This window comes from Mesorhizobium sp. M4A.F.Ca.ET.050.02.1.1, from assembly GCF_003997725.1.
Lineage (GTDB): Bacteria > Pseudomonadota > Alphaproteobacteria > Rhizobiales > Rhizobiaceae > Mesorhizobium.
The window spans coordinates 1-430 of sequence record NZ_RZSG01001520.1; the positions used below are offsets into that span (position 1 = coordinate 1).

Here is a 430-nt window from a genome sequence, read left to right on the forward strand (position 1 = left end):
GGACAACATGGCCACAGGCGGGGTCAAGCCCGCGGCGCAGGCAAATGTGCCGGCCACCGACGGGTCGCAGTACCCGCCGGCACTGTATTTCAATTTCCAGTAGGTCGTTGCTTGCCGGGGGAAGTGATCCTCCTGATCATCAAGGACATTGCGCCGCATCGGCTCGTGTGAGGCGAACGGCGTTACGCGGCTGCGAGAGCGGCGAACGTCTATAGCAGCTACGAAGGCGCGTGCCTGATCTTCCGCCAGACGATTGCTCAGCGCGCCTTGCGCGCTGTCAAGCGTGAGTGCAGGTCGATGGGTGACGCCGGTTGTCTCGAAAGCAATGAATTCGCAGACGCCAAAGCCTTGCGGACCTCCATCTGATCCGTTCAATGGCATTGGCGAAGGTTCTCTTGGCGAGCCAGACGCCGGCTGCTCGCTGCATGTC

1 protein-coding gene is annotated in these 430 nt (G+C 61.6%); it reads right to left on the minus strand.

Going from position 1 to position 430, the window contains the following annotated elements; translation table 11 throughout:
• Window positions 1-381, minus strand: a 381-nt coding sequence (locus tag EOA33_RS38455) for a hypothetical protein (protein WP_245482627.1), incomplete at its 3' end; no start/stop codon positions are given.
• Between the last annotated feature and the right edge of the window lie 49 nt (window positions 382-430).